At 62.6% G+C, this 19,030-nt stretch carries 19 protein-coding genes; 10 read left to right on the top strand and 9 right to left on the bottom strand.

All coding sequences use genetic code 11. The annotated features are described in order from the left end of the window. Window positions 1-100 precede the first annotated feature (100 nt). From ugpB to hutH, 5 genes are all read left to right on the top strand, one after another. On the top strand, window positions 101-1,408 hold the full coding sequence (gene ugpB, locus DC522_RS11430; protein ID WP_116528838.1) for a sn-glycerol-3-phosphate ABC transporter substrate-binding protein UgpB: 1,308 nt from the start codon (window positions 101-103) through the stop codon (window positions 1,406-1,408). 123 nt (window positions 1,409-1,531) lie between these two features. Further along, window positions 1,532-2,413 (top strand): sn-glycerol-3-phosphate ABC transporter permease UgpA, encoded by an 882-nt coding sequence (gene ugpA, locus DC522_RS11425; protein ID WP_116528837.1) that lies wholly within the window; start codon window positions 1,532-1,534, stop codon window positions 2,411-2,413. Continuing rightward, on the top strand, window positions 2,413-3,258 hold the full coding sequence (gene ugpE, locus DC522_RS11420; RefSeq protein WP_116528836.1) for a sn-glycerol-3-phosphate ABC transporter permease UgpE: 846 nt from the start codon (window positions 2,413-2,415) through the stop codon (window positions 3,256-3,258). The genes ugpA and ugpE overlap by 1 nt, the downstream gene beginning before the upstream one ends. 118 nt (window positions 3,259-3,376) lie before the next feature. Then, window positions 3,377-4,456, top strand: a complete 1,080-nt coding sequence (locus DC522_RS11415; RefSeq protein ID WP_116528835.1) for a sn-glycerol-3-phosphate import ATP-binding protein UgpC — start codon at window positions 3,377-3,379, stop codon at window positions 4,454-4,456. A 360-nt stretch (window positions 4,457-4,816) separates the two neighbouring features. Beyond that, the gene (gene hutH / locus DC522_RS11410; protein ID WP_116528834.1) at window positions 4,817-6,448 is read left to right on the top strand and encodes a histidine ammonia-lyase; all 1,632 of its coding nucleotides are present in this window, start codon (window positions 4,817-4,819) and stop codon (window positions 6,446-6,448) included. 49 nt (window positions 6,449-6,497) lie between these two features. Here hutH and DC522_RS34265 read toward each other — a convergent pair whose 3' ends face one another. Further along, window positions 6,498-6,803 (bottom strand): hypothetical protein, encoded by a 306-nt coding sequence (locus tag DC522_RS34265; protein ID WP_133239262.1) that lies wholly within the window; start codon window positions 6,801-6,803, stop codon window positions 6,498-6,500. Between the two features lie 77 nt (window positions 6,804-6,880). Between DC522_RS34265 and DC522_RS11400 the strand changes: the two genes are divergently transcribed. Then, window positions 6,881-7,396, top strand: coding sequence for a GNAT family N-acetyltransferase (locus tag DC522_RS11400; protein WP_116528884.1), 516 nt, complete (start codon window positions 6,881-6,883; stop codon window positions 7,394-7,396). Here DC522_RS11400 and DC522_RS11395 read toward each other — a convergent pair. The 8 genes from DC522_RS11395 to DC522_RS11360 all read right to left on the bottom strand — a co-directional run bounded on the left by DC522_RS11395 (window position 7,354) and on the right by DC522_RS11360 (window position 15,416). Further along, the gene (locus tag DC522_RS11395; protein ID WP_245444095.1) at window positions 7,354-7,833 is read right to left on the bottom strand and encodes an N-acetyltransferase; all 480 of its coding nucleotides are present in this window, start codon (window positions 7,831-7,833) and stop codon (window positions 7,354-7,356) included. The genes DC522_RS11400 and DC522_RS11395 overlap by 43 nt on opposite strands. Further along, window positions 7,830-9,068: an allantoate amidohydrolase gene (locus DC522_RS11390; RefSeq protein WP_116528832.1), complete on the bottom strand. Its 1,239-nt coding sequence runs from the start codon at window positions 9,066-9,068 to the stop codon at window positions 7,830-7,832. The genes DC522_RS11395 and DC522_RS11390 overlap by 4 nt, the downstream gene beginning before the upstream one ends. 67 nt (window positions 9,069-9,135) lie before the next feature. Beyond that, entirely contained in the window at window positions 9,136-10,179 is a 1,044-nt protein-coding gene (locus DC522_RS11385) for an NAD(P)/FAD-dependent oxidoreductase (RefSeq protein ID WP_116528831.1), read from the bottom strand. Between the two features lie 73 nt (window positions 10,180-10,252). Next, on the bottom strand, window positions 10,253-10,567 hold the full coding sequence (locus DC522_RS11380; RefSeq protein ID WP_116528830.1) for a 2Fe-2S iron-sulfur cluster-binding protein: 315 nt from the start codon (window positions 10,565-10,567) through the stop codon (window positions 10,253-10,255). A 133-nt stretch (window positions 10,568-10,700) separates the two neighbouring features. Beyond that, window positions 10,701-11,414 (bottom strand): ABC transporter ATP-binding protein, encoded by a 714-nt coding sequence (locus DC522_RS11375; RefSeq protein ID WP_116528829.1) that lies wholly within the window; start codon window positions 11,412-11,414, stop codon window positions 10,701-10,703. After that, window positions 11,411-12,187 (bottom strand): ABC transporter ATP-binding protein, encoded by a 777-nt coding sequence (locus DC522_RS11370; protein ID WP_116528828.1) that lies wholly within the window; start codon window positions 12,185-12,187, stop codon window positions 11,411-11,413. Before DC522_RS11370 ends, DC522_RS11375 begins: the two co-directional genes overlap by 4 nt. Then, window positions 12,184-14,031: an ABC transporter permease gene (locus tag DC522_RS11365; RefSeq protein WP_116528827.1), complete on the bottom strand. Its 1,848-nt coding sequence runs from the start codon at window positions 14,029-14,031 to the stop codon at window positions 12,184-12,186. The genes DC522_RS11370 and DC522_RS11365 overlap by 4 nt, the downstream gene beginning before the upstream one ends. Window positions 14,032-14,210: 179 nt before the next feature. After that, on the bottom strand, window positions 14,211-15,416 hold the full coding sequence (locus DC522_RS11360; RefSeq protein WP_116528882.1) for an ABC transporter substrate-binding protein: 1,206 nt from the start codon (window positions 15,414-15,416) through the stop codon (window positions 14,211-14,213). Between the two features lie 154 nt (window positions 15,417-15,570). Between DC522_RS11360 and DC522_RS11355 the strand changes: the two genes are divergently transcribed. The 4 genes from DC522_RS11355 to DC522_RS11340 all read left to right on the top strand — a co-directional run bounded on the left by DC522_RS11355 (window position 15,571) and on the right by DC522_RS11340 (window position 19,018). Continuing rightward, the gene (locus tag DC522_RS11355) at window positions 15,571-16,764 is read left to right on the top strand and encodes an amidase (protein WP_116528826.1); all 1,194 of its coding nucleotides are present in this window, start codon (window positions 15,571-15,573) and stop codon (window positions 16,762-16,764) included. Between the two features lie 76 nt (window positions 16,765-16,840). Next, window positions 16,841-17,722: an SMP-30/gluconolactonase/LRE family protein gene (locus DC522_RS11350; RefSeq protein ID WP_116528825.1), complete on the top strand. Its 882-nt coding sequence runs from the start codon at window positions 16,841-16,843 to the stop codon at window positions 17,720-17,722. Between the two features lie 4 nt (window positions 17,723-17,726). Next, window positions 17,727-18,737, top strand: coding sequence for an aldose epimerase family protein (locus tag DC522_RS11345; protein WP_116528824.1), 1,011 nt, complete (start codon window positions 17,727-17,729; stop codon window positions 18,735-18,737). 74 nt (window positions 18,738-18,811) lie between these two features. Continuing rightward, window positions 18,812-19,018: a hypothetical protein gene (locus DC522_RS11340; RefSeq protein ID WP_133239261.1), complete on the top strand. Its 207-nt coding sequence runs from the start codon at window positions 18,812-18,814 to the stop codon at window positions 19,016-19,018. The last annotated feature ends 12 nt before the right edge of the window (window positions 19,019-19,030 follow it).

Genomic DNA, 19,030 nt, shown 5'->3' with positions numbered 1-19,030 from the left:
TGATTGTCATGGATGTGTCATTAAAACGTCATCCTGCTTTCGTGCAGGGATGGTGAACGACAATAACATCCCTGAGGGGATGACATGGGAGAGATGAATTATGATGAAGAAGTCCCTTCTCGGCGCCCTGGCCTTTGGTCTCGCGACGAGCACTTCCGCCCTCGCTCAGACGGAGATCCACTGGTGGCACGCCATGACGGGCGCCAACAACGAAGTCGTTAACCGTCTCGCCGAAGAGTTCAACAACTCGCAGAAAGACTACAAGGTCGTCGTCAGCTACAAGGGCCAGTACGCCGATACCCTGAACGCCGGTATTGCCGCGTTCCGCGCGGGCAACGCTCCGCACATCCTGCAGGTTTTCGAAGTCGGCACCGCGACCATGATGGGCGCGAAGGGTGCGATCAAGCCGGTTCACCAGCTGATGGCCGAAGCCGGCGAGAAGTTCGATCCCAAGGCATACCTGCCTGCGATCACCGGCTACTACTCCACGGCGAAGGGCGAGATGCTCTCCTTCCCCTTCAACTCCTCCTCGATGGTCATGTGGATCAACAGGGACGAGCTGAAGAAGGCCGGCGTCAACGAGATTCCGAAGACCTGGCCCGACGTGTTCGCCGCCGCCAAGAAGCTCAAGGCTGCCGGCCACGACACCTGCGGCTTCTCGAATGCCTGGGCCAGCTGGGCTCACATCGAGCAGTTCTCGGCCTGGCACAACGTGCCGATGGCCACCAAGGCCAATGGCCTCGACGGTTTCGACACGGAGATGAAGTTCAACTCTCCGACGCACGTGAAGCACCTGCAGAACCTCGTCGACCTGCAGAAGGACAAGACCTACGACTACTCGGGCCGCGACTCGAAGAGCGAAGGCCGCTTCACCTCCGGCGAATGCGCGATCTTCCTCACCTCCTCGGGCTTCTACGGCAACGTGAAGGCGAACGCGAAGTTCGACTATACCTCGACGCTCATGCCGTATTACCCGGACGTCCAGGGCGCTCCGCAGAACTCCATCATCGGCGGCGCTTCGCTGTGGGTCATGGGCGGCAAGTCGGCCGACGAGTACAAGGGCGTTGCCAAGTTCTTCGCCTTCCTCTCGGACACCGACCGTCAGGCCAAGCTGCACCAGGAATCGGGCTATCTCCCGATCACGAAGGCTGCCTACGAGAAGACCAAGGCTTCGGGCTTCTATGAGAAGAACCCGGTCCTCGAGACGCCTCTGAAGGAGCTGACCAACAAGGAGCCGACCGAGAACTCCCGCGGTCTGCGCTTCGGCAACATGGTTCAGATCCGCGATGTGATCTCCGAGGAGATCGAGGCGGCGCTCGCTGGCCAGAAGCCTGCCAAGGACGCTCTGGACGCCGCGGTTGCCCGCAGCAACCAGATCCTGCGCCAGTTCGAGCGCACCGTTCGCTAAGCCTGACCGACGAACGATTTTTCATCCCGGGCAGCCGAACGCTGTCCGGGATGATCTTATGAGGCAACCTCGCAGACCGGTTGATGCCGTCATCTGCACCATCACCGGACAATTGTTAGCGCGATGGAAAAACGAGCTCACTTTTCAGGTTGGACGCTGCCGCTTCTGCTGATTCTTCCGCAGATGGCGATCACCGTCATTTTCTTCTACTGGCCGGCCTCTCAGGCGATCTGGCAGTCCTTCCTGCGCGAGGACGCCTTCGGCCTTGCTTCCGAATTCGTCGGCTTCGAGAACTATATCGATCTGTTCAAGCAGCCTGAATATTACCGGGCGATGATCACCACCGCGATCTTCTCGACCCTGGTGGCGTTCTTCTCGCTTTCCGTTGCGCTTCTTCTCGCCACCCAGGCCGACAAGAACATCCGTGTCGGCCACGCCTTCAAGACGCTGCTGATCTGGCCCTATGCGGTGGCTCCCGCCATCGCGGGCGTGTTGTGGATGTTCATGTTCCATCCGACGCTCGGCACGCTCGGCCGTCCGCTCAACGTCATGGGGTTCAACTGGAATCCCATGCTCGACGCCACGGATGCCATGATCCTGCTCGTGCTCTCCGCCACCTGGAAGCATGTCAGCTACAACTTCCTGTTCTTCCTCGCGGGCCTGCAGGCCATTCCGAAGAGCGTGATCGAAGCCGGCGCCATCGACGGCGCGGGGCCCCTACGCCGCTTCTGGACGATCATCTTCCCGCTGCTCTCGCCCACCACCTTCTTCCTTCTCGTCGTCACCATCGTTTATGTGTTCTTCGAGACGTTCGGCATCATCGACGCCGTAACAGGCGGTGGTCCCGCCGGTCAGACGACGACTCTCGTCTATAAGGTCTACGCGGACGGCCGTTCCGGCGGCGATCTCGGCCTGTCGGCTGCGCAATCGGTGATCCTCATGGTCATCGTGATCGCGCTCACCGCTATCCAGTTCCGCTATGTCGAGCGCAAGGTGCAGTACTGATGGTTGAGAATCGCCCCTTCAGAGACTTCATGGCCTATCTGACGCTCGTCATCGGCGTCCTCGTCGTGGCCTTCCCGGTCTATCTCGCGATCATGGCATCGACCTTCGACACCGCCACCATCATCAACGGCAACATGCCGCTGACCCCGGGCGATCAGGCCGCCGAGAACTACACGCGCGCCCTGTTCTATGGCGGCAAGCTCGCCCGCGAGCCCGTTTCCATGATGATGATCAACTCGATGATCATGGCGATGGGCATCGCACTCGGTAAGATCCTGATCTCGATCCTGTCGGCCTATGCGGTGGTGTACTTCAAGTTCCCATTCCGCAAGACGGCGTTCTGGGTCATCTTCATCACGCTGATGCTCCCTGTCGAAGTGCGTATCTACCCCACCTACAAGATCGTCGCCGATCTCGGTCTGCTCGATACCTATACGGGGCTCATCCTGCCGCTGATCGCGTCTGCTACCGGCACGCTGCTCTTCCGCCAGTTCTTCATGACGATCCCGGACGAGCTTCTGGAGGCCTCCAAGATCGATGGCGCGGGCGCGTTCCGCTTCTTCAAGGACACGCTCCTTCCGCTCTCCATGACGACGATCGCGGCGCTCTTCGTGATCCAGTTCATCTATGGCTGGAACCAGTATCTCTGGCCGCTGCTGATCACGACCAAGAGCTCGATGCAGACCATCGTCATCGGCATCAAGAAGATGATCACGACGACGGACGCGCTCACCGAGTGGCAGATTGCCATGACAACGGCCGTGCTCGCGATGGTGCCGCCGGTTCTGGTCGTCATCTTCATGCAGCGGCTCTTCGTGAAGGGTCTCGTCGAAACGGAAAAGTGACGGGCGAGCTTCAGCACGTGGCCCTTCTGCTGCGGCGGGAGGGGCTCACAAGGAATATCGGAATTTTTCAGCCTGGCGCTTCTCTCACGCACCGGCTGACGTGAAAAGGAATGAACCAATGGCAGGAGTGACGCTCGATACCGTTCGGAAGATCTATGCGGGCAATGTGGAAGCCGTAAAAGGCGTATCGCTCGACATCGAGGACGGATCCTTCTGCGTGCTCGTCGGCCCATCGGGCTGCGGCAAGTCCACCCTTCTTCGCATGATTGCGGGCCTGGAGACGATCTCCGGCGGCAACATCAGGATCGGCGACCGGGTCGTGAACCAGGTGGAGCCCGCTGATCGTGACATCGCGATGGTGTTCCAGAATTACGCGCTCTATCCGCACATGAGCGTCTACGACAACATGGCTTATGGCCTGCGCAATCGTAAGACGCCGAAGGACGAGATCGAGAAACGCGTGAAGGAAGCAGCTCGCATCCTCGCCATTGAGCCGTTCCTCGACCGCAAGCCGCGCGCTCTCTCGGGCGGTCAACGTCAGCGCGTCGCCATGGGCCGCGCCATCGTGCGCAAGCCCCAGGTGTTCCTCTTCGACGAGCCGCTCTCCAACCTCGACGCCAAGCTGCGCGTGCAGATGCGCGTGGAGATCAAGCGCCTGCAGAAGGCTCTCGGCGTGACCTCGATCTATGTCACGCACGATCAGGTCGAGGCCATGACGCTTTCCGACAAGCTCGTGGTGATGTCCGGCGGCCAGATCGAGCAGGTCGGTTCTCCGGCTGAGGTCTATCGCCGCCCCGAGACCCGGTTCGTGGCCACCTTCATCGGCTCCCCGCCCATGAACATCCTTCCGGGCAAGGTCGACGGTCCCGGCCGCGTGTCGGTAGGCGGTCAGACCGTCGCCGTCGCGGATATGCGCGAAGACCTCGCCCCCGGCTCAGCGATCGAGGTCGGCCTGCGTCCCGAGGACGTGCAGGCAGGCGGCGCTGCCGGGTCCAGCAGCCTCAGCATGGATGTGGACTTCGTGGAAGAGCTCGGTGCGACCCAGCTCTTCCACGGCAAGGTCGCTGGCACGGAATTCGTGGTGCAGGCCTCCACGGGCCAGATCCCGGCGGAAACCCGCAAGCTGACCCTGTCCATCGACCCGGCCAACGTCCATCTCTTCGACCCGCAGACCACGAAGCGTCTCGGTCGGTTCTGAGAGTTCTGCACCCTTCCTTCCCCACGGACCTCGGGTGTTCCCGACTTGCGGCGGGGAGGGATGAAAGGCGGGGGGCGCAAAGTCGGAGCGCAGCGCATGATCCGGAGAGCGCACGACAGCCCTCCAGCGTCATGGCCGGGCGTGTCCCGGCCATCCCGATGAAGAAAAGCGCGACCCTCCACCGAAGCGGGATCACCGGCACAAGGCCGGTGATGACGCAATCCTGCTGGATAAACCTCTCATCCGGTCGCACCACCCCACCCCGGCCCCTCCCCGCAAGGGGGAGTCGCACCCTTGGGGCGGCTGTTGCGCGTTTACGGCTGCCCCATTATCCCTTTAGGAAGAACGTGAGGGATAGCGATGACGGTCAAGCTCGACGGAGCGACGCTTCAGATCCAGGATGTGGTGCGCGTGGCGCGGCCCGATGCCCAAGGGCGCTTTGCGCAGGCGGAGCTGGCGCCGGAGGCGCGCGAGCGGATTGCGGCGACGAGGGCCTATATCGACCGCACCTGGATGCATGACGACGCGCCGCTCATGTATGCCTTCAACACCGGTGTCGGCCTGTTCAAGGACCAGCGCGTGCTGATCGCCGACATGGCGGCCTATCAGCAGAAGACCGTCTATGCCCACGCCACCGGAATCGGCGAGCCCTTCTCGGAGGACGTGACGCGCGCCATGATGCTGTTGCGCGCCAATGCCTTTGCGTCGAACTATTCCGGCCCGCGCGTCGAGCTGGTCGAGCGTCTGCTCGCTTTCCTCAATGCGGGCCTGCACCCGGTCATCCCGCAGAAGGGTTCCGTCGGCGCTTCCGGCGATCTCGCGCCGCTCGCCCACATGGCGGGCGCCGTCTGCGGCTTCGAAGAGGCTCACATGGTCTATCAGGGCCGCGTGATGCCGGCGCGCGAAGCGATCCGTGCCGCGGGCTTCGAGCCTGATTTCGAGCTTGGCGCGAAGGACGCGTCAGCGCTCATCAATGGCTCGACGACATCGCTCGCCCTCGCCTCTCTCGCCACCAGCGACGCGTGCCGTATCCTGAAGCATGCGGATATCGCCATGTGCCTGTCGCTCGAAGCCATGCGTGGCGAGCTCGCGGCCTTCGATCCGCGCGTGCACAGGGCGCGCCCGCATCCGGGCCAGGCCCGCGTCGCGCGCAATCTCCTGCGCATTCTCGAAGGCTCGAAGCGCTGCTCGCAAGGCGCGCGCGACATCGTCTTCCCGGACGAGCTGCGCCAGCCCGGAACGCCGGCTGCTCCCCGCGTGCAGGACGTCTATTCGCTGCGCTGCACACCGCAGGTCCACGGGCCTGCCGTGGAGGCCGTGGAATATGTGGAGCGCATCATCGGCACGGAGATGAACTCCGCCACGGACAACCCGCTGATCTTCGACGATGGCCAGGGTGGCTATGTCTCGATCTCCGGCGGGCATTTCCACGGGCAGTACATGGCGCAGGCCATGGATTTCCTCGCCATCGCCATGGCCGATCTCGGGTCGATCTCGGAGCGTCGTCTCGCGCGCCTGATCGATCCCACCATGTCCTACGGCTTGCCGCGCAACCTGCTGGCCGGCAAGCGCGGGCTCAATACGGGCTTCGCGACGGTGCAGTGTTCCATGTCGGCATTGGTCATGGAAAACCGCGGCCTTGCCACGCCGGGCTCGGTGGATTCCATCCCGGGCAAGTCCAATGCCGAGGATCACATCTCCAACTCCACCTGGTGCGGGCGGAAAGCGCGGACCATCGTGGAGAACGTGGAGCAGATCGTGGCCGGGGAACTGCTGATGGCGGCACAAGCCCTCACGCTCGTGGAACCGCTCGCCAGGGATTATCCGCTCGGCAAGGGCTCACGCACCGCGATGGAAGCGATCCGCGCTGTCATTCCGCCTGCCCTCGACGGCGACCGTTGGTATGCCACCGAGATGCGCCAGGCGCTTGATCTCGTGCGCTCAGGCGCCGTTGTGGAGGCGGTCGAGAGCGCTGTTGGAGCTTTGGAATAAGAAAGGGCTCGGAATGATCCGAGCCCCTGAAATGTCCAGCGTCCTTGGATTAGCGGCAACGACGCACGTTGCGCACGATCACATTGCCATTCGGGCGATAAACCCGTTCCTGCACGACCCGGCAGCGGGTCGGTCTGAGTTGCCAGGCCGGTACACCACAGTTGCGGACGGTGCGATAAACGACACGGCCATTAGGGCGTACGGTACGGACGCGGCGGGTTACGCAGGCCACATTCTCGACGAGGGAAGGCGCTTCGATCTGCTGCGGGCTGAAACGGGCCTGCGCTTCCGGGGCAAGGCCGAGAAAACCGGCGCCGAAGACAACCGCGATGGCAGGGATGATGTACGCTCGCATAATCCTATCTTTCGTTGCAAGGGACAGACGACAACTTCAATGTCTAAGTCATGGTTCCTGAAGTAGGGATGAACCGCATGCAGCCGCGCGTCACCATCAACCATGTCCGGTCTGCCGATGGACCCGAATTGGTCTCCGCCAATCTCGCGAGCCTCGCGCTGCATGAACCATGGGTGTCGCCCTGCCGCGATCTTGCGAGTTTCCAGGGCTATCTCTCCCGGTGCGATGGAGACAGGTCCGTTGGGTTCATCGCGCGCGAGCGCGCGAGCAACAGGATCGTCGGCGTCATCAACTTGAGCGAGATCGTGCGCGGTTTCTTCCAGAATGCGTATATGGGCTATTATGCCGTTGCGGGCATGAATGGACGCGGCCTGATGAGCGAAGCCGTTGGGCTCGTGGTGACACATGCTTTCACTGAGCTCGGACTTCATCGCCTGGAAGCCAACATCCAGCCCGGCAACGAGCCGTCACGCGCTCTCGTGAAACGTCTCGGCTTCCGGCAGGAGGGATACTCGCCGCGTTATCTCAAGATCAATGGCGAATGGCGCGATCACGAGCGTTGGGCCATCCTCTCGGAAGATTGGCCCGGCTGAGAAACGTCCGTAGCGAGCTTCTTTTGCAGGAAGGTGCGGCTTCCGCCTTTCGGAAAATCCTTCAGTTCGCCGAAGCGCTCGTATCCAAGTCGCTCGTAGAGCGCGAGAGCCTCGGAGTTGAGCGTGTCGAGCCAAGCGGCGTGACAACCTCGCTTGATGGCCTCTTCCTCCGCCATGGCGATCAGGTTGCGTGCGATACCTTGCTTGCGCAGGCTCTCCGGCACGAAGATCAGCTCGATCGTCAACCATTCCCAACTGGTATGAGCCCATAATCCGCCGACGATGGTCTTGGAGTCGACAGCACGGATGACCACCGCCAGGTCCTCGGTCTTTAGATCCGGCATGAAAGCGTTGCGATTGAAGTCGGTGAGACCGTTGAGAATGATCTGACGGATGATCGAATGCGGCTTCGGCAGAAGCTCGAGATGGAAGTTCAAGCGACAATCCTTTTGACGGCCTCAAACAGGACGCGGGCCGCCGTGTCGGCATCTTCGATCGTGATCGACTCGGCCGGGTTATGGCTGATGCCGCCCTTGCAGCGGACGAAGAGCATGGCGGCAGGGCAGAGATTGGCGATAGCCACCGCATCATGTCCTGCGCCTGAGGCAAGCCGCATCGGCTCGATGCGCAGGCTTCTCACGGCCTCCTCCAATTGCGCCATGAGGTTCCTGTCCATGGGAGTTGCGGGCGATTCCATGAAGGGTTCGATGGTGAAGGAGACACCGCGCCGCTGAGCGGCGGCCTCGCATTCGGTGACGATGTCCTCCACCATGGCGTGGCGCACCGCATCGTCGGGCGCGCGGGCATCGAGCGTGAAATCGACGCGTGCTGGAATGACGTTGATCGCACCGGGCTGCACCTGGGCCACCCCCACGGTCGCTACCGTGTCGTTACGCGTGGAGCTTGCGCGCTCCACGATGCCGATCATCTCGGCGACGGCAGCAAGCGCATCGCGACGCATATTCATCGGCACGGTGCCCGCGTGTCCCGCCTCGCCAATCACGTAGGCGCGGGCGCGGGTGATGCCGTTGATGGCAGAGACGATGCCGACAGGAAGGTTGCGGGCCTCGAGCTGCGGGCCCTGCTCGATATGCACCTCGAGATAGCCGCGATAACGCGCCGGGTCGCGCGCAAGGGACGCAATGCCGAGAGGGTCGCCGCCGAATTCGAGCAGCGCATCCCGTAAACTGATGCCGTCCGCATCCCTGCCGTCGAGCCAGGCAGGATCGTAGCGGCCGGCAAGTGCATAAGACGTGGAGAGATTGGTGGGGAAGCGGACATTCTCCTCGTCCCCGAAGGCCACGATCTCGATGGGGCAGGAGGGTGTGATGCCTTCGGCCTTCAGGGCCTCGGCCACGACGATGCCGAGCACGACGCCGAGATTGCCGTCATAGCGGCCGGCATCCACGACGCTGTCGATATGAGAGCCGATGAGCAGGGCAGGGGCTTCAGGATTGGCACCCTCCAGGCGACCCACCACGGAGCCGAGAGCGTCGATATGAGCTCTAAGCCCGGCTCTGCGCATGAACTCCAGCGTCGTATCGGCTGCGGCGCGATGGGCGGGCGAGAGATAGAGGCGCGTCAGGCGCCCATACTCGTCCGTATGCTGGGCCAGATCCTCGATCATCGCCATCGCGCGGCGGCCGAGGGTGAGGTCGGGTTGATGTGTCATAGAGAGAGAGTTTCAGGAACGGGCCTGCTCCGCAAGAGGCGAGCAGGCCTGTCTCCATGGACTCTGATCAGGCCGCGACGCCCAGCTTCTTCTGCAGGCTGGTGGAGGACGTCGTGTATTGGAAGAGCAGCTTCTTCTCAGGGTAGACGTAGCGGTGCACCTTCTGGGCTGCCAGCGCACCCTCGTGGAAGCCGGAGAGGATGAGCTTGAGCTTGCCCGGATAGGTATTGATGTCGCCGATGGCGAAGATGCCGGGAACGTTGGTCTCGAACTTCTCCGTATCGACGGGGATCAAGTTCTCGTGGAGGTTCAGGCCCCAATCGGCGATGGGGCCGAGCTTCATGGTGAGCCCGAAGAAGGGCAGCATCACGTCGCAGTCCACCGTGAGCTCGGAGCCATCATCCTTACGGATCACGGCGCCCTCGAGCACGGGAGCCTCGCCCTTCAATGAGCCTACCTGGCCGAGATGAAGATCCATGTCGCCGGAGGCCACGAGGGAGCGCATCTTTTCCACGGTGTGCGGGGCGGCCCGGAAGGCGTCGCGGCGATGGAGGAGCGTGAGGCGCTTGGCGATGGGCTGCAGGTTTACGGTCCAGTCGAGGGCGGAATCGCCGCCGCCGACGATCAGCACCTTCTTGTTCCGGAACATCTCCATCTTGCGCACGGCATAGAAGACCCCGGTGCCCTCATAGGCCTCGATATTGTCGATCGGCGGCTTCTTGGGCTGGAAGGAGCCGCCACCCGCCGCGATGATCACCGCTTTGCATTCGAAGGTCGTGCCGTTCTCGGAGGTCTTCACCCGGAAGCGCGGAGCCTCGGGCGTGCCGATGGATTCCAGGCCCTCCACCATCTCGTTGAAGTGGAAGGTGGGGTGGAACGGCTCGATCTGCGCCATCAGGTTGTCAACGAGCCCCTGGCCCGTGACCATCGGAAAGCCCGGAATGTCGTAGATCGGCTTTTCCGGATAAAGCTCGGCACACTGGCCGCCCACTTTCGGAAGGATGTCGATCAAATGGCATTTGATGTCGAGGAGGCCCAGTTCGAACACGGCGAACAGGCCCACGGGCCCGGCACCGATGATGACGACGTCCGTTTCGATATGGTCGGTCATAAACAGGCTCCTTCGAGAGACCGTTTCGAAAAGCACGGTCTCATGATCTTGGCAATGCGGCAGGGAGGACGGCTTAGCTGCCTGTGGGGGCGAGGGTAACCTCCAGGCCGTCGAGTTCAGGGGTCCAGATGATCTGGCAGGAAAGGCGGGAATTGGACTTCGTCACGACCGTGTCGAGCTGGTCCTCTTCCTCCTCGGTCGGGGGATAGAGCTTGTCCAGCCACTCCTCGTCGACGAAGACATGGCAGGTGGCGCATTCGCAGGCCCCGCCGCACAGGCCTTCGATGGGCAGGCCCCAATCCCGGATGATCTCCATCACGCGCCAGCCCTCGATGGCCTCAAGGGTATGGCGCTGGCCGGCCCGGTCGGTCACATGGATGACGCCCATGAAGCGGGAATTCCTTAGCGTGAAGTCAGGGGAATGGCGCGGGAGCCCGCGCCGTTTGGGCTGGATATCGACCTTTCGGCTCGTCGCGTCAATGGTTTAAGATCACCCTTCGCTCCCAGAAGCTGAGCCGTTCCTAGATCCCCAGCGTCTCAACCCTCAGGGCCTCATTGGTCATGAGCTCGTCGATGGAGCCCTGGAAGCGCATTTCGCCACGCTCGATCACGATGGTGCGGTCGCTGATGCCGGCCGCGAAGGCCCAGTTCTGCTCGGAGAGGAGCACGGCGACACCCTCGGCCTTCATGGCGCGAATCGCCTCCGCCATCATCTGCACGATTACGGGGGCGATACCCTCGGAGGGCTCATCGAGCAGGATCGCATCCGGGTTGCTCATGAGGGTGCGGGCAATGGTGAGCATCTGCTGCTCGCCGCCGGACATCTGATTGCCGCGCCGCCCCCGCATCTCGGCCAGGTTGGGAAAGAGCCTGAACAGCCGTTCCGGGGTCCAGGGAGAGCGTCCCGGTCCCGCGGCCCTCCGCCCGACCTCCAGATTTTCCTCCACCGTCAGGTCGGTGAAGATGCGCCGGTCCTCGGGCACATAGCCAAGGCCAAGGCGGGCAATCTTGTAGCTGGGAAGGCGTGCGAGGGAGTGGCCTTTGAAGGTCGCCTTCTGGGCCGTTGCCGGCACGAGGCCCATGATGGCCTTCAAGGTGGTGGTTTTTCCTGCGCCATTGCGCCCGATGAGCGCCAGGACCTCGCCCGCATGCAGCCCGAAGGTCAGGCCGAACAGCACCTGGGCACGGCCGTAGGATGCGGTGAGATTCCAGATTTCGAGAAGCGGCTCGCTCATGCGGGATTCAACCCTTTCGGCTTTTCCAGCGCATGATCATCGCCCAGATAGGCGCGCCGCACTTCCTCGACCTGGCGGATTTCTTCGGGCGAACCGGTGGCGATGATCCGCCCGCGCACGAGGACGATCACACGCTCCGCATGGCCGAACACCACATCCATGTCATGCTCCGTGAAGAGAACGCCGATCCCCTTCGCATCCGCGATCTCAGCAGTCAGATCCATCAGGGCGGCCCTTTCCCGCGCCGCCATGCCGGCGGTGGGCTCATCCATCAGCAGGAGCTTCGGCTGCCCCGCCAGCGCGATGGCGAGTTCCACGCGCTTCACGTCGCCATAGGCCAGCGCCGAGCAGGGGTGGTCGGCGGCTTCCGTCATCCCCACCTGCTCCAACAGCGCAAGCGCCTCGTCGCGATAGCGCATGCGTGCCGGAGCCCAGAGCGAGGTGCTTTTCCGGTTGCGGCTGACAAGTGCCATCTGCACGTTCTCGGCCACGCTCATGGAGAGAAAAGTCTGTGCCACCTGGAAGGTGCGCCCGACGCCGAGACGAAAACGCTTTTGCGGCGAGGCAAGCGTGATGTTCTGCTCATCCAGGAGAACCGCACCACGATCGGGACGCAGCTGTCCGCCAACCATGTTGAAAACGGTCGATTTCCCAGCACCGTTCGGCCCGATGATGGCAAGCATCTCGCCCCGTTCAAGCGTGAAGCTCACATCACGCGCCGCCGCCACTCCGCCGAAGGATTTGCTCAGGTCTTGTACGGAGAGAAGCGTCATGCCTGCTCCTCCCACCATGCGCGGATGGTGCCCACGAGACCGCGCGGGAAGATGAGCACGATGGCGATGATGCTCAGACCCAGCAACAGACGCCACAGGGACGTGAGCGGCATGATCTGATCGCGCAGCACATGCAGAACACCGGCACCCACGAGCGGGCCGGTGACGGTCTGGATGCCGCCGATAAGGAGCATCGTCAGCGCATCGACGGATGTCGGAATACCGAGCAGGGTCGGATCCACAGAGCCGCGAGAGAAGGCGTAAATTCCGCCGGCGAGACCGGCGGCGGCACCTGATATCGTGAAGGCCAGCCAGCGCTGCCGGCGAATCTTCAGGCCGATGGCTTCGGCCCGGGCTTCAGAGTCCCTTGCAGCGCGTAGCGAATAGCCGAAGGGTGCGTTGATGATGCGCATCAACAGCAGAACGATCACTGCAGTGGTGACAAGCGTGAAGAGAAAATAGGGCACCTGGCCGCTCGCCCAGGCCGAAGGCCACACGCCGACGATACCGTTGTCGCCGCCCGTCACGTCCACCCATTGGAAGGCGACGGCAAAGATGATCTGCGCAGCGGCAAGCGTCATCATGGCGAGATAGATGCCCGACAGGCGCACCACGAAAGCGCCGATGATCAGTGCTCCAACTGCCGCGAGCAGGAGCCCGGCAGGGATTGCTGCCTCCATTGGCAGTGCGAACCACTTCACGGCGAGCGCTGCGCCGTAGGCCCCTAATCCGAAGAAGGCGGCATGACCGAAGCTCACGACGCCGCTGACGCCGATGAGAAGCTGCAGGCTGAAGGCGAAAAGCCCGAAGATCAGGATTTCGGTGGCGACCTTCAGCACATAGGCATCGCCGATGAGCGGGAGGCTCGCGAGGGTGCCGATGACGGCGACCAATGCGAGGGGAGCATAAAGTGAGGGCTTGTGGCTTGAGATGCCCACCGCATGCGTGCCGCCGATCACTTCAGGACGACCGAAGAAACCATAGGGGCGGACGGCGAGCACGACAGCCATGAGCAGGAAGACCACGACAAGCGTGCTCTTCGGAAAGATCAGAATGCCGAAGGCCTGCAACTGGCCAATAATGAGCGCCGCCAGAAACGCGCCAGGCACGCTGCCCATGCCGCCGACGACAGTGACCACGAAGGCTTCGGCGATGATCGAGAGATCCATGCCCGCATTGGCCGAGACCCGCGGGATCTGCAGTGCGCCGCCGAGACCTGCGAGGAACGCGCCGAGAAACAGCGTGCCGGTGAAGAGGAGCGCCTGATTCACGCCAAGCGCCGCGATCATCTCCCGATCCTGCGTTGCCGCGCGCACCAGAACGCCGAAGCGTGTCTTGCGCAAGAGCAGCCACACAAGCGCGAGCACGACGGGACCGGCCGCGATGAGAACGAGTTCATAAGACGGAAAACGTCGGCCGAGAATTTCGACCGGTGCGCGCAGGCCCGGGGCCCGGGGTCCGAGAATGTCTTCGGGGCCGAAGACCAGGATCGTGAGGTCCTGCACCACCAGCACGACACCGAAGGTGGCGAGCAGCTGAAAGAGTTCCGGCGCGCCGTAGATGCGGCGCAGGAGCAGAACTTCGATCAGCACCCCGATCAGGCCGACGATGATGGCGGAGGCGAGAATGCCGGCCCAGAAAGTCAGCGGGCCGAAGGAGAGTTCGAGCAGCCGCGGCACGAGGGTCGCGGCCGTGTAGGCGCCGATCATGTAGAGCGAACCATGCGCGAAGTTCACGATCCGCGTGACGCCGAAAACGAGTGTGAGGCCGCAAGCGGTGATGAAGAGCGACGAGGCGCTGGAGAGCCCGTTGAGAGCCTGAATGGCGAGGAAGGAAAGGTCCATGGGATCAGTGACCTCTCACTTCTGGCAAGCCGGTTGGGATAAACACCGACCGGCCCTCTTCCCCCTTGTGGGGGAGAGTTGGAGAGGGGGGGTGAGCGCCAAGACTTCAGAACAAAGCGCTTGCACCCCCACCCTGACCCTCCCCACAGGGGGGAGGGGATTTATGTGGGGTGTGTTGCTCACTCTTTCCGAACCGCCTTCACCTCGGCTTCTGTCGGCATGAACGACGTGCCGTCCTTGTAGACCCAATCCCTCATACCGCCATTGGCGCCTTTCAGCACGAGCTTGCCAACCCACGCGCCCATGGTGGACTGATTGTCTAGTCCACGCATGGTGACGGGGCCGATGATGGTGTCGAACGTCGCATCCTCCAGCGCCTTGATCAGCGCTTCGGTTTCGACGGAGCCTGCGCGCTCGATGGTATCGCGGATCATATGGACGACCATGTAGCCCAGGAGCGAACCGAGGCGCGGCGTATCGTTGAACTTCGAGCGATAGGTGTCGATGAAGGCCTTGTGCTTCGGATCGGTGATCTCGTCCCATGGGTAGCCCGTCACCGTCCAGCCTTCCGGCACTTCGTCCTTCAGCGGCAGAAGCCATTCGGGCTCGCCGGTCAGAAGAGACAGAACCGATGCGTCTTCAAAGAGGCCGCGCGTGTTGCCCTCGCGCACGAACTGCGTGAGGTCGGGTCCGAAGAGCACGTTGAAAATGCCGTCGGGCTTGGCCTGTTCGAGCGCGGAGACGGTGGCGCCTGCCTCGATCTTGCCGAGCGCCGGAAACTGCTCGGCAACGATCTCGGCTCCGGGCACCCGCTCCTTGATGAGGCGCTTGAACACTTCCGCCGCCGACTGGCCGTATTCGTAGTTCGGCGCAACAATCGCCCAGCGCTTCGCGCCGGAGGCCTTTGCCTGATCCACCAGCATGCCGACCTGCATGTAATTGCTGGGGCGGATTCGGAAGGTATAGCGGTTGCCCTGCGCCATGGTGATGGCGTCGGTCAGGGGTTCTGCGGCGACGTAGAGGATCTTCTTCTGGTTGGCGTAATCCGCCATGGCAACGCCGACATTCGACTGGAACGAGCCGAAGAGGAGGACAGCGCCTTCGCGGGTCACCAATTCGTCCGCTACGCGGGTGGCGTCTCCCGTGGTGGCGCCGTCATCGCGGGAGACGATCTCGATCTTGCGGCCGAGCACCCCGCCCTTGGCATTGATCTCCTCCAGGGCCATCTGCCAGCCGTTGCGGTAAGGTATCGTAAAGGCAGCCCAGCGGGCGTAGGAATTGAGCTCACCGAGCTTGATCGGAGCCTGCTGCGCCTGGGCGGCCGGGCTTGCGAATGCAAGTGCCAGTCCAAGAGCCAGCCAGCGGGTCATCGATGCCTTCGTCATCATGCGGTTCCTGTTTCAAGGATCGGCGTGGATGTAGGGCCGATCCTAGCCTGAAGAAAGCCTAAACTGCCAAGGTTCACGGATTCATACCTTGCTTGTTTCAGGGGAGGAATGACACATTCGCTGCTCTCGTTCCCTCAAGCTCTGTGATCCCATGCTTCTCGACGCCGATCCCGCCCGCGCCTTCATGCCCTATCCAGCCGTTGCTGTGCCTCATGCCGCGAGCGGGTCTCTCTCCGGGCTGACCTTTGCCGCCAAGGACTTGTTCGATGTCGCGGGCTACCCGACGAGCTGCGGATCGCCCCACATGCTGGCGGTGTCCGGAATCAAGACCCGCACCGCACCGACCGTACAAAGGCTTCTCGATGCCGGGGCGCGGTTCGTCGGCAAGACGATCACTGACGAGCTTGCCTTCTCCATGAGCGGCAAGAACGCCCATTTCGGCACGCCTGTGAATGGTGGCGCGCCAGATCGCATTCCGGGCGGCTCCTCCTCAGGATCGGCGGCAGCCGTCTCCAATGGTCTCTGCGATTTTGCGCTGGGCACCGATACGGGCGGCTCCGTGCGTGCGCCGGCCAGCCATTGCGGCCTCTTCGGCATCCGCCCCACCCATGGCCGGGTGAGCCTGGAACTCTGCCACGATCTCGCGCCCTCCTTTGACACCTGCGGGTATTTCACCCGCGACGGCGCGACCTTCGTGCGGGTGGGCGAGGTTATGCTCAGGACCGACGGCAATCCCTTGTCAGCCAACCCAAAAGTTCTTCTGGCCAGGGATGCCTTCGGCCTTCTGAGCCAAAAGGTGAAGGAGGCGCTTGGTCTCGCCGTCCGCCAGGTCGAATCCGTGCTTGGCGCATCCAAGGATGTGACTGTCGCCACCGAAGGCTTCACCGCTCTTTATTGGGCCATGCGCTACATCCAGAGCCGGGAGGCCTGGGGCGTCGATGGGCCGATGATCGAGCGCTACCATCCGCCCCTCGGGCCGGGCGTGGCGGACCGTTTCGAGTTCTCCCGCAGTGTCACCGATTCTCAAGTGGCCGAGGCGCAGGTGATTCGCAGCGCCTTCCGGGCACGCTTCAGCGCTCTTCTGGCCCGGGACACGGTGCTGATTCTGCCGACCATGCCGGATGTGGCGCCGCTGCTCTCCGAGAGCGACGATGCGCTCAACGATTACCGGAATAACGCCCTGAACCTGCTCTGCCTGTCGGTGCTCTCCGGCCTGCCGCAGGTCTCGATCCCGCTCGCATCGCGTCTCGGCGCACCGTTCGGCCTGTCCATCATGGGACCGGCGGGCTCGGATCTGAGCCTCGTGACCTTGGCCAAGCGAATCGCGGACGCCGCTTCGGCCTGATTGAACCGTGTCCGCCCTGTGCTCGTTACCGGCAGGCGCGGATGACGGCAGGCTGCCTGATTTGAAAGGGGACATCATGACAAATCCCATCGTTCACCCTCAGATGCCGCATGTGGCGGTGGCAAGCGCCTGCGTGCTCGGCGAAGGGCCTGTGTGGGACGAGCGCTCCAACACCCTGTTCTGGGTTGACATCAAGAACCCGGCCGTGTGGCGTTATCGACCCGGAACCAACGAGCATTCGCGCATCGCGGCTCCGGAGCGCATCGGCTTCATCGCGCTCACCCCCGATCCCGATGTGGTGGTGGCTGGCTTCAAGTCGGGCCTTTCCCGTTTCAACCTGAAAACGGGCGAAGCCGAGCCCATCGTTGCGCCGGAAAAAGACCTTCCCGGCAACCGCATCAACGACGGACATGTGGGGCCGGACGGCGCGATCTATTTCGGCACCATGCACGATGACGAGACGGACGAGAGCGGTTCCTTCTGGCGCTGGGACGGAAAGGAGCTGAGCCAGTTTCATTCCGGCTTCATCGTCACCAACGGCCCCGCCTTCAGTCATGACGGGCAGATTCTCTATGCCACCGATACGGTGAACGGCGTGATCTATGCCTTCGATGTGAGCGGGGGCCGGGTGGGCGAGCGGCGGCGCTTCGTGCATTTCGATGAGGGCTGGGGCCACCCGGACGGCATGGCCGTTGATGCGGAAGGCTATGTTTGGGTCTGTCATTGGGGCGGCTCGCGCATCACGCGCTTTGCCCCCGACGGATCGGTGGAGCGGACTGTCCCGGTGCCGACCGCGCAGGTCACGAAATGCGCCTTCGGCGGGCCGGACCTGACCACGCTCTACATCACCACCGCCGCCATCGGCCATGATCCCCATGTGGATCCCATGGCGGGCCATCTCTTCAAGGTCGAGACCGGCGGCATACGCGGCTTGAAGACCAACATCTTCGGAGGGTGAGATCATGGCGATCGAACGGTTCGGCTCTGTTGGCGGAGAGGACGTCCTGCAGATCACGCTCACCGGCCCCGATAGTGTCGAGATGCGTGTACTCACCTGGGGCGCCGTGATCCGCGATCTCGTCGTGCCCACCACGAACGGGCCGCAGAGCGTGCTGCTGGGGCTCAACTCCATCGAGGATTACATCGCCCATTCACCCTATTTCGGGGCCATCGTGGGACGTCATGCCAACCGCATCGGCGGGGCCCGGTTCACGCTGAATGATGAAACCTACAAGCTCGATGCGAATGAGGGGCCCAATCAGCTTCATGGCGGTTCCAGGGGCTTCGGCACGCGGCTCTGGAGCATCGTCGAGCACAGTGAGTCCAGCGTCACCTTGAGCCTCGTCTCCGATGATGGGGACATGGGCTATCCCGGACGGCTCGTTGCGACCTGCACCTATACCCTGCTGCCTTCCGCTACCGTACGCATCGAACTCACGGCCATCACAGACCGCCCGACCCCGGTCAATCTCACCACGCATGGCTATTTCAATCTCGATGGCAGCGCGGACATTCTCTCCCATCACCTGATGATCGCGGCCGATTACATCACGCCAACGTATCCTGATCTTATCCCCACCGGCGAGATCAGGCGCGTGGCGGATACGGCCTACGATTTCACCAGCCTAAGGCCCATTGGCGCCGAGCTGATCAACGACGATACGCTCTACGATACGAATTACGTGCTGCGCGGCTCTTATGGGGTACTCCGTCAGGCGACGGTTCTCAAATCTCCGAGGAATGGGCTGAGCATGGAGCTTTGGACGACCGAGCCGGGCGTCCAGTTCTATGCGGGTCATCTCATCAACGTGCCCGTTTCAGGCCTCAACGGCGCGCGATATGGCCGCCATGCAGGCCTCTGCCTGGAACCTCAGCGATTTCCGGATAGCCCCAATAATGCCCATTTTCCGTCGTCAATTCTCGAACCGGGGCAGGTTTCAAAGCAGGTCAGCGAGCTCAGGTTCCCAATCTAGTCGGGAACTTTGCCACAAGTTGGCCGTTTTTCCTGCAGTGTTGCGTTCCGTAAAAAACACCAACCAAGAAGGGAATGCTCCCTATGCCTGTGCTCGATGCGAAAGCCCTGGAGACCGATCCCAAGGGAATGGCTTTCCTCCTGAGCGTCCTGCGTCCAAGCCCTTCCGCTTCCTCTCTTCAGCCCAAGGAAGTAACTCCGCCGAAAAGCCTGCCGCACAATGTGCGGATGCATTTCCGCTTCACGCGCCGCATGAAGCAGCTTCTTCCCACTTTGATCTAGCAGGCGCTTTCG

It is taken from the genome of Microvirga sp. KLBC 81, assembly GCF_003075415.1.
Classification (GTDB): domain Bacteria; phylum Pseudomonadota; class Alphaproteobacteria; order Rhizobiales; family Beijerinckiaceae; genus Microvirga.
Note: the sequence above shows the minus strand (reverse complement) of the source record. Positions and strands in the feature narration are given on the sequence as shown.